Here is an 11311-nt window from a genome sequence, read left to right as displayed (position 1 = left end):
TGCCGTTTGAAACCCGTCTGCTGCAGCGTATAAACGGCACGACCAGCCTGTTTTTCTGGCGTGATATCACCGGCCGTGAGCTGACCATCGGCGCGATAAATCCCGGTGAGGTGATCCACTGCCAGGAAGATGGCATGACCCTGTGGTACAGCGCGCAGGGATCGATTGTGCTGCAAAGCGATCTCGGTGAATTCCAGCTCTATGAGCCGGATCCGCAACGTGCCGGCGAGTGGCGTATCACGCGCATCTGCGATCGTCATGAAAACTGCCAGCACTATGCCTACAACGACGCGGGTCAGCTTGTCAGCATCTCCGGCGACAATGAAGCGCTGACGGTCACGCTGAGCTATGAATCGCGGCATGGCCGCCTGGCCGCCGTTCACCAGCTATGCGGCGAAGATCGTTATTTACTGGTGGGCTACCGCTATAACGATTGCGGGCAGCTGATCGCCGTGGAAGATGCGGACGGCATCGTGACGCGCCGGTTTGGCTGGGATCGGGCCAGCGATCGTATGGCATCGCACAGTTATGCCACCGGCCTGAGCGTGGAGTATGAATGGCGTCCGGAAGCCGGCGGCGCAGAGTGGCGCGTGGCGGAGTACCGGGTATGCGACGGGCAGCAGAACGTGCTGGAGCACTGGCTGATCGATGCGGACGAGCAGGCCAGAACCGCCACGGTCACCTGCCTGTCCGGCGGCTCGACGGTACATCACTGGGATCATCTTTACCGCATTACCCGCTACACCGACAGCTACGGCGGCGAATGGCATTATCACTGGACCACGGACGGCGAGCTGCTGAAGGCGACGGTCGATCCCGACGGCAACCGCTGGGAATATAACCACGACCCGCGCGGCAACCTGACAATGGTGCGCGATCCGCTGGGTCAGGCCACCTTAACCACCTGGCATCCGGTGTATGCGTTTCCGCTGAAAGAGGTGCTGCCGGACGGCGCGGTGTGGCAGTACGGCTACAACAACCGGGGCGACGTCACTGAACTCACCGATCCGGCGGGCGGCGTGACCCGTTTTGCGTGGAACGATCAGGGCGATCTGATCGAGCGGATCGACGCGCTGCAGAACACCCACCGCTACTGGTGGGATGAGCGCGGCCAGCTGCTGCGCGATGAAGACTGCTCCGGCCACCAGCGCCACCGTATCTATGATGAACGGGGGCGACTCATCAGGCTCAGCCGGCCCGGCGCGGGCAGCGAGCAGTGGCAGTGGAGCACGGCCGGCAGGCTGGCGGCGCACATCCGCGCCGACGGACGCGAAACCCGCTATGACTACGACAGCGCGGGTCTGCTGAGCGGCAGCAATACGGACGGCTTTTCAGAACGCAAAGTAACGCGTAACGCCCGCGGACAGGTGGTAACGGAGATCGATCCGGCCGGGCAGCAGGTGCGCTACCGTTACGATCGTTTTGGTCGCCTGCAGGCGCTGATAAACCCGAACGGCGACAGCTGGCGCTTTGAATATGATAACGGCGAGCGACTGCTGGCGCAGTATGACTGGGCGGGACGGCGCACCGCTTACCGCTATACGCAGCAGGGCCAGGTGGCTGAGGTCATGCGTGAGCCGCTGCCGCAGGCGGACGGCACGCCACCGGCGCAGGTCACGCGCTATGACTATGATGCGCTGGGCCGCCTGGTTCTGAAACAGACGGCGCAGAACCACACGGAATATCTCTACGGCCCGCGTGAAGTGAAAATACGCCGGGCTTCGCTGAGCGCCTGGCAGCAGGCAGCAGCAGACGGTGAAGTGCCGCAGTGGACGGAGACGCTGCGCTTCAGCCGTGACGTGCTGGGGAACCTGACGGTGGAAGAGAACCACGGCGGCCGCTGGCAGCACGCGTATGATGCCCTGGGCAATCTGCTGGTGACCACCGCGCCTGACGGCAGCGCGCTGCACCACCTGCGCTACGGCACCGGGCACCTGCTGCAGATGCATCTGCATCACGACGGCCTTAACACGGATATTGCCGGTTTTGAGCGCGACAGCCTGCACCGTGAAATCCGCCGCAGCCAGGGGGCGCTGACGCTGGAGACGCGCTACGACGCGGCGGGGCGCATCACGCTGCGCGACAGTCGTCGGGGACAGGCGCTGGTTTTCGGACGGCGTTACCGCTGGGATCGTCTTGACCAGATTATTCAGGAGAACATAACCGACGGCGACGCGGGTGCGGGCGAAGGGAAGTACCGTCAGCAGCTGTGGGGCTATGATGCGGCCGGTCAGGTGACGCGCAGCGCAGGCGCGACGCAGGAGGAACGTTTCAGCTGGGACGCGGCGGGCAACCGCACGGCGGCACCGGGCGAAACGGTGTGGCATAACCTGCTGCAGCGGCTGAACGGCATCCGGCTGGCGTATGACGGCTTCGGCCGCCTGGCGGAGCGGCGCGACACGCGGCACGGGCTGACGCAGCATTTTGGTTACGATGAGGAAAACCGCCTGACCACGGTGGAGCTGGAAGGGCACCGCGAGTACCGGCGGGCGGAGTACCGGTATGACCTGCTGGGCCGCCGCACGCACAAGCTGCTGTACCGTCACGACAGCGCAGAGCCGGAGGTGATTACCTTTCAGTGGAACGGGCTGCGGCTGGCGGGCGAGGCGGGCAGCCACGCGCCGGGAAAAAAAACGCAGTACGTTTACAGCGAGGGCTCATGGGAGCCGCTGGCGCGGGTGGACAGCAGCGCGGCGGGCAGCGAGGTGTACTGGTACCACACGGCGCTGAACGGCCTGCCGGTGCGCATGACGGACGCGCAGGGAGAAACCGTCTGGCAGGGCGGGTTCAGTACCTGGGGCGAAACGCAGCAGGAGCAGAGCCACACGCCGCTGGCGGTGCCGCAGAACCTGCGTTTTCAGGGGCAGTACCTGGATAGAGAGACGGGGCTGCACTACAATCTGTTCCGGTATTACGACCCGGCAACGGGGCGCTACACGCAGCCGGATCCGATAGGGCTGGCGGGCGGGCTGAACACCTATGCGTATGTCGGCGACCCGCTGACGTGGGTGGATCCGTGGGGCCTAGCTGGTTGTAGTACCTCTAAATATTTTTCTAGAAAAGATAAAATAACTCAAAGATGGGTTGATAAATTAACAGGTAACAAACCTGCAGATGTTGATACATTTTTGTCAAGTCGTGGTTGGACTAAACATTACCCTCAAGCAGGAAGACCTGATGCGATTCAACATACTCAATATGTACGTACTACTAAATCAGGGGCAACATATAAACTGGATTATCATCCAGGAGGAAATGCAAGTCAGCCTAATATTCATGGTAATGATTACTGGAAAGTTTATAAGGTTAAGAATGGTGAAGATGTTGTCTTTGGAAGGATCGGTTATGGTGAATTTAAAAACTACGATCTAATAAAAGATTCCCCTGTATACATTGATGGTACGTTAAGGAATGGTGGTTTTTAATATGATAGACTTTAATGCTGAAATAATACCTGCTTATTCTTTAGGCAATATCAAGCTTAATGAAAATATAACTTCATATATAGATGAAATGTATTCTTCTTTTAATGTTGTGGTTAAGAATTATTCCCTCCCCGATGGGAGTAAAAAGAGTGCTTATGTAATAAATGAAACAATAACAATTGCAACTAATGCTGATGGCTTGATTTTTTCAATTGGTTGCAATCAAGAATATAAAGGGAAATATAAAAATATATTGCATGCAGGGCAATCGATGAAAGAGGTTGTTGCTCTAACTGAGAAACAAAAAATATTTAATGGAACTGTCATTATTAATGATGATTTTGGTCTTTGCCTTATATTGCCATCACCTTATGATGAAATCGGGGATAGCATTACAAGTATACCTAAAGATTTAATATTTAATGAAATATATGTTTCTGATTTTTCTTTGTGGCGATCAGATTATTGAATGGATCTGGATGTTAATCTTTTGGGAAAACACTAATCATTGAAAAAAGTTAGAGGACAGTCATAAATAAAAGCCAGGAAGATCATCTTTGGATCTCCCCGGATATCTTATAAAAGAAGAAAGGGGGAGTGCCGTTTGAAACCCGTCTGCTGCAGCGTATAAACGGCACGACCAGCCTGTTTTTCTGGCGTGATATCACCGGCCGTGAGCTGACCATCGGCGCGATAAATCCCGGTGAGGTGATCCACTGCCAGGAAGATGGCATGACCCTGTGGTACAGCGCGCAGGGATCGATTGTGCTGCAAAGCGATCTCGGTGAATTCCAGCTCTATGAGCCGGATCCGCAACGTGCCGGCGAGTGGCGTATCACGCGCATCTGCGATCGTCATGAAAACTGCCAGCACTATGCCTACAACGACGCGGGTCAGCTTGTCAGCATCTCCGGCGACAATGAAGCGCTGACGGTCACGCTGAGCTATGAATCGCGGCATGGCCGCCTGGCCGCCGTTCACCAGCTATGCGGCGAAGATCGTTATTTACTGGTGGGCTACCGCTATAACGATTGCGGGCAGCTGATCGCCGTGGAAGATGCGGACGGCATCGTGACGCGCCGGTTTGGCTGGGATCGGGCCAGCGATCGTATGGCATCGCACAGTTATGCCACCGGCCTGAGCGTGGAGTATGAATGGCGTCCGGAAGCCGGCGGCGCAGAGTGGCGCGTGGCGGAGTACCGGGTATGCGACGGGCAGCAGAACGTGCTGGAGCACTGGCTGATCGATGCGGACGAGCAGGCCAGAACCGCCACGGTCACCTGCCTGTCCGGCGGCTCGACGGTACATCACTGGGATCATCTTTACCGCATTACCCGCTACACCGACAGCTACGGCGGCGAATGGCATTATCACTGGACCACGGACGGCGAGCTGCTGAAGGCGACGGTCGATCCCGACGGCAACCGCTGGGAATATAACCACGACCCGCGCGGCAACCTGACAATGGTGCGCGATCCGCTGGGTCAGGCCACCTTAACCACCTGGCATCCGGTGTATGCGTTTCCGCTGAAAGAGGTGCTGCCGGACGGCGCGGTGTGGCAGTACGGCTACAACAACCGGGGCGACGTCACTGAACTCACCGATCCGGCGGGCGGCGTGACCCGTTTTGCGTGGAACGATCAGGGCGATCTGATCGAGCGGATCGACGCGCTGCAGAACACCCACCGCTACTGGTGGGATGAGCGCGGCCAGCTGCTGCGCGATGAAGACTGCTCCGGCCACCAGCGCCACCGTATCTATGATGAACGGGGGCGACTCATCAGGCTCAGCCGGCCCGGCGCGGGCAGCGAGCAGTGGCAGTGGAGCACGGCCGGCAGGCTGGCGGCGCACATCCGCGCCGACGGACGCGAAACCCGCTATGACTACGACAGCGCGGGTCTGCTGAGCGGCAGCAATACGGACGGCTTTTCAGAACGCAAAGTAACGCGTAACGCCCGCGGACAGGTGGTAACGGAGATCGATCCGGCCGGGCAGCAGGTGCGCTACCGTTACGATCGTTTTGGTCGCCTGCAGGCGCTGATAAACCCGAACGGCGACAGCTGGCGCTTTGAATATGATAACGGCGAGCGACTGCTGGCGCAGTATGACTGGGCGGGACGGCGCACCGCTTACCGCTATACGCAGCAGGGCCAGGTGGCTGAGGTCATGCGTGAGCCGCTGCCGCAGGCGGACGGCACGCCACCGGCGCAGGTCACGCGCTATGACTATGATGCGCTGGGCCGCCTGGTTCTGAAACAGACGGCGCAGAACCACACGGAATATCTCTACGGCCCGCGTGAAGTGAAAATACGCCGGGCTTCGCTGAGCGCCTGGCAGCAGGCAGCAGCAGACGGTGAAGTGCCGCAGTGGACGGAGACGCTGCGCTTCAGCCGTGACGTGCTGGGGAACCTGACGGTGGAAGAGAACCACGGCGGCCGCTGGCAGCACGCGTATGATGCCCTGGGCAATCTGCTGGTGACCACCGCGCCTGACGGCAGCGCGCTGCACCACCTGCGCTACGGCACCGGGCACCTGCTGCAGATGCATCTGCATCACGACGGCCTTAACACGGATATTGCCGGTTTTGAGCGCGACAGCCTGCACCGTGAAATCCGCCGCAGCCAGGGGGCGCTGACGCTGGAGACGCGCTACGACGCGGCGGGGCGCATCACGCTGCGCGACAGTCGTCGGGGACAGGCGCTGGTTTTCGGACGGCGTTACCGCTGGGATCGTCTTGACCAGATTATTCAGGAGAACATAACCGACGGCGACGCGGGTGCGGGCGAAGGGAAGTACCGTCAGCAGCTGTGGGGCTATGATGCGGCCGGTCAGGTGACGCGCAGCGCAGGCGCGACGCAGGAGGAACGTTTCAGCTGGGACGCGGCGGGCAACCGCACGGCGGCACCGGGCGAAACGGTGTGGCATAACCTGCTGCAGCGGCTGAACGGCATCCGGCTGGCGTATGACGGCTTCGGCCGCCTGGCGGAGCGGCGCGACACGCGGCACGGGCTGACGCAGCATTTTGGTTACGATGAGGAAAACCGCCTGACCACGGTGGAGCTGGAAGGGCACCGCGAGTACCGGCGGGCGGAGTACCGGTATGACCTGCTGGGCCGCCGCACGCACAAGCTGCTGTACCGTCACGACAGCGCAGAGCCGGAGGTGATTACCTTTCAGTGGAACGGGCTGCGGCTGGCGGGCGAGGCGGGCAGCCACGCGCCGGGAAAAAAAACGCAGTACGTTTACAGCGAGGGCTCATGGGAGCCGCTGGCGCGGGTGGACAGCAGCGCGGCGGGCAGCGAGGTGTACTGGTACCACACGGCGCTGAACGGCCTGCCGGTGCGCATGACGGACGCGCAGGGAGAAACCGTCTGGCAGGGCGGGTTCAGTACCTGGGGCGAAACGCAGCAGGAGCAGAGCCACACGCCGCTGGCGGTGCCGCAGAACCTGCGTTTTCAGGGGCAGTACCTGGATAGAGAGACGGGGCTGCACTACAATCTGTTCCGGTATTACGACCCGGCGACGGGGCGCTACACGCAGCCGGACCCGATAGGGCTGGCGGGCGGGCTGAACACCTATGCGTATGTTGGCGACCCGCTGGGGTGGATTGATCCGCTGGGGCTCGATGTTGTTAGGTTAAGGCACTATACAAGTAATAAAGGTTTAACCGGTATAAAGGAAACAATGACTATAAAGGCTGGTGATCAAAATTCTGTTTTTGCCACTAGAGCCAAGGGTAAGCCGTTAAGCATGGCTGATGCAGCAGAAAAATTCAAAATCAAACAAAATCACGCCAGAAATTATATTGATTTCGATATAGATGATAGTCGTATTGAGTTTAGAAAAAATGACCTGGGCGTAGAAGAATACAAAATAAAAGGTGATGTCGAGTTAGATAAACAAACCACTAGCTTCAATAAGAGGTGTTGAATTGATGAAAGACAATATTTCACAAAAAGTGGAAGAGTTAAAGGAAATTTTAGTTTCTATTGAGGAGATGGTTATTGTAATCGATAAAATAGGGACAGGCTTTGACGAAACAGAAAGAGCAGCATTTGCATTGCTACTTTTTTTTAAAGAACGTGATCTTCTGGGAAGGTTGGCAAAAGCCAGAAAGTATTTATATAAAGAACTAGAGGATAACATGTCCCCTGAAGAATTCGATAACTGGATTGAGAATGACGTTACTTTATGGCGACCTCCGTATGAAAAAAAAGGGGAAGATATATTAAAGTTGATAAAAAATCAAAATGTTTAGAGAAAAATTTTCAGCATTAAGTTAATACATTACGTAATTTTAGGACGCGAATTTTTAGTACCTTAATATAATTGTTAGTTATGGGAACTAGTGAGCCTACTATATTTGACCACGTACCTATATAGCATTGCTGAACTCCCATTTGCTGAGCGAGGCGCGTGGCAAATGTCAGCACATCTGGATTTATGAAGATAAAGGCTTTGTGCTGCTGGCGCAAATCAGTACGCAGCGCGGGGAAAGTGAGCATGGCGCCCGGGTGTACTGGTATCACAACGACCAGGCGGGGCTGCCACGTGAACTGACCGGAATGGCGGGCGGGGTGGTGTGGCGTGCGGACTACCGCGCCTGGGGCAATACGCTGCGGGTGGAGACGGCGGAACAGGCGGAACCGGTGCATCAGCCGCTGCGCTTCCAGGGGCAGTATTACGATGCGGAGACCGGTTTGCACTACAACCGGTTCAGGTACTATGATCCGGATGCGGGACGTTTTATCAGCCAGGATCCGATAGGGCTGGCCGGCGGGATAAACCTTTATCAGTATGCGCCTAATCCGCTGGTGTGGATTGATCCGCTGGGGCTGAGTAGGTGTGAGAAGAAAGAAAAAGATTCTTACGAGCAAGCCAGAAATAAAGCAATTAAATGGTTAGAAGAACGGGGGTTCAAAGCTGAAAAAGTTAATACTGGTAAATTCGGTTCGACAAGAGGTAGGCCTGTCGGAATGACTACAGCTGATGGAAAGACGGGGTTTAGAATAGAGTATGACGAGCGGAGCGGTGCCCATATAAACGTATTTAGCGGTAAAGATAAAGGTGAGCATTTCCTGTTTGATGTAACTGAATCTACCGTTACAAAGCTCCAGGATTTATTTAACTTACCATCAAAGCCTTGGAGGAAATCCTCATGGTACTTGATGATGAAATTAAAGAGAAAATATTTTTACTTCCTGACCCCCCAGAGATAATAGATGACATGGAATTTGTTATCGATGATTTGTCTAATAATTTCCAATGGATTGGTTCTAAAATTGATTGGACTAATACAAATAATCATAAAATGCTTGAGTTGCGCGGTAATTATTCAAATTGGGTTGATGAGATAAATTGCTTTATCCGTAAAAATAATATTGATGAATATATTTTACGAAGTAGTGACATTTTTTATATTAATGACTCATCTTTAGATTTTTCTGTTAAGTTAAATTGCAGGCAATTTTATCCATTTTTAGAAATGGCCATAAAAAATATCCCTCAACATCATTATTTTTTCGATAAAATAAATGGGTGGTGCTTCGTGATTAGCTCTGAGGGATATGCTGACTTCGGATTTTCGCTTAATATTAATAATTAAAGAAAAGAGGCTGGGTAAGCTTTTGATTTTACAGTATTTTGTTCCTTAATTTAAATGTAAAGCATTTGGCGAAAATCAGCACGTGGCGTGGGAAAGCGAGCATGGCGCGCAGGTGTACAGACGGTGGTGTTAAACTAGATAACCCTAAAATATTTAGGAGGAAGTGATTTGAGACTGCTAAATAACAATGAGAAAATATCTCTATCTGGAGAGAGAGCAATAAATATTCTGATTGAATTGGAGTATATGCTTATTTCGTTAAGAGATATCGCCCGTCATTATTATCACAACTAGCTATTCTGCCGGAAACGATTTATAGATCCTTCCGGCTTTTTATTTTTAGCTGCCCACTGCCCGGCTCAGTCAGCTCTTTTTTATCGCTCTGGTTAATTTCGAAACCAGACTGAGCGACGCGACACGCGATGCGGGCTAACGCAATATTTCCGCTACGATGAGGAAAACCGGGTCAGTGGAACGGGCTGCGGCTGGCGGGCGAGGCGGGCAGCCACGCGCCGGGCAGAAAAATGCAGTACGTTCACAGCGAGGGCTCATGGGAGCGGCTGGCGCAGGTGAACTTCCGCTACGACCCGCAGGGATAGCGCATCATCAAAACGCGACGGCAGACACTGAACGGTCAGCTGGCGGTCAGTGTGACTGTCACGTACTTTTATGCCTTACTGCTTCATTACAAGGAAAGATGATGATTGATTTACGAGAATCAGAATTTAAAATTTCTATTTATATTCAAAAATATCAGCACCTTATGCCTGTAGCATCCCGCGGGTTACAGCAACGTTTGGAGTATACTCCCATCGCCCGTGAGTCAGCGGGGGAAGATAAACCTATAAAACCTGAATGGCTCCAAACCAAGTTACAAATAGTTGACGATACTGTCGCTCTTGATAAAGCCAGGGGCGCTTTGGTTGGGCTTGCTGTTGGCGATGCTGTTGGGACAACTCTGGAATTTCTTCCCAGAGATAAAGGAAAAGTTGAAAATATGGTTGGCGGTGGGCCTTTTCATCTTAAACCTGGCGAATGGACTGACGACACATCAATGGCTTTATGTCTGGCTGAAACTTATCTGGAAGCCGGAACAATGGACGTTGATTTGTTTAGAAAAAAGTTAGTGCGCTGGTATCATTATGGTGAAAACAGCTCTAATGGGCGGTGTTTCGATATAGGAAATACTACACGTTTCGCACTTGATGAATATTTAAAACATGGTAAAGGATGGTTTGGTAACACATCTGAAGAAACCGCTGGAAATGCAGGTGTTATTCGTCATGCTCCGGTTGCTATTTTCAGAAGGAAATCTTTCCTGCAAATGTGGAATGATTCAAAAAGCCAGAGTCTGGCAACGCATGGCGCCGTTGAATCAATCAGTAGCTGTCAATTTTTAGGCGCAGTTCTGCATTATCTTTTGAACGGGTACAATAAAGAAGATGCCTTCTCACCTCACGTACTATCATCAGCATTGCGTGTAATGATCATCAACGCAGGCGAGTACAAGCAGAAAACACGCGATCAAATTCGTTCGAGCGGCTACGTTATCGACACGCTTGAAGCGGCGATGTGGGCGGTATGGAACACGGATAACTTCCGCGACGCGATTCTTCTGGCCGCTAACCTGGGCGATGACGCCGACAGCGTGGCCGCCACGGCAGGTCAGATTGCCGGCGCGCTGTATGGTTATTCAGGCATACCGCAGGAGTGGCGCGACAGGCTGGTTCAGGAAAAAAGAATTGCCGCCATGGCGGAAGCGCTGTTCAGGCAGGCACCTGAAGAAACGCTGTAAGATGTTACGCGGATTATTCCCTGAGTCCCGGCCACCTGTCCCGGGCTCAGTGGCTAAATATTTGTAACAGTATTCAGCCGTAAAATATTCAGATGTCGCGACTGCAATAAGCCTTTTCCTGTAGCTTAAGAGATAAGAAAGGATTCTGAAAGCAACAGGGGTAATGAAGCGGAATAAAGAGAAATTATTAAGCAAAAACGTATGCGGTAATTAAGCCGTTACCTGTTTTTTGTTGTGGTTATAAACAATGGCTCTTAAGCAAAGACGCTTTTAATAACCCTCAAAGCGTTTCTTTCTGTGGAAAGAATTATTAAGTTTTCAGGTAATGACAACCTGTATCTTTACAGTTTTACCTTTATCAAACCCATTTCCTTATTATCACCGCCCGCATCCGCGGGCCCGCTGAGCACGGAACTCACCTATGTCTGAACGTATCACCGCACGGCTCCCGCAGGAGGGGCTGCTTTTCTGGAAGCTGGAGGGGCG

At 53.8% G+C, this 11311-nt stretch carries 6 protein-coding genes and 1 pseudogene; all 7 read left to right on the top strand.

The annotated features are described in order from the left end of the window. On the top strand, positions 1 to 3425 hold a 3425-nt coding region (locus ACQE32_RS19700; RefSeq protein WP_427022305.1), incomplete at its 5' end, for an RHS repeat-associated core domain-containing protein. Between the two features lies 1 nt (position 3426). Next, positions 3427 to 3894 carry a hypothetical protein gene (locus ACQE32_RS19695; RefSeq protein WP_427022304.1) on the top strand — a complete coding sequence of 156 codons (468 nt, stop codon included), beginning with the start codon at positions 3427 to 3429 and terminating at the stop codon, positions 3892 to 3894. Between the two features lie 128 nt (positions 3895 to 4022). Then, positions 4023 to 7355, top strand: coding sequence for an RHS repeat-associated core domain-containing protein (locus ACQE32_RS19690; protein WP_427022303.1), 3333 nt, complete (start codon positions 4023 to 4025; stop codon positions 7353 to 7355). A gap of 4 nt (positions 7356 to 7359) precedes the next feature. Beyond that, positions 7360 to 7683, top strand: coding sequence for a hypothetical protein (locus ACQE32_RS19685; protein WP_427022302.1), 324 nt, complete (start codon positions 7360 to 7362; stop codon positions 7681 to 7683). Positions 7684 to 7819: 136 nt separating this feature from the next. Further along, positions 7820 to 8644: pseudogene (locus ACQE32_RS19680) on the top strand (RHS repeat-associated core domain-containing protein); the annotation flags it as partial. Further along, on the top strand, positions 8584 to 9030 hold the full coding sequence (locus ACQE32_RS19675; RefSeq protein WP_427022301.1) for a type IV secretion protein Rhs: 447 nt from the start codon (positions 8584 to 8586) through the stop codon (positions 9028 to 9030). The pseudogene ACQE32_RS19680 and the gene ACQE32_RS19675, both read left to right, overlap by 61 nt. Positions 9031 to 9730: 700 nt before the next feature. Beyond that, positions 9731 to 10825, top strand: a complete 1095-nt coding sequence (gene tri1 / locus ACQE32_RS19670) for an ADP-ribosylarginine hydrolase Tri1 (RefSeq protein WP_427022300.1) — start codon at positions 9731 to 9733, stop codon at positions 10823 to 10825. Positions 10826 to 11311: the final 486 nt, after the last annotated feature.

The organism is Pantoea sp. FN0302, from assembly GCF_050113775.1.
Lineage (GTDB): Bacteria > Pseudomonadota > Gammaproteobacteria > Enterobacterales > Enterobacteriaceae > Mixta > Mixta alhagi.
Note: the sequence above shows the minus strand (reverse complement) of the source record. Positions and strands in the feature narration are given on the sequence as shown.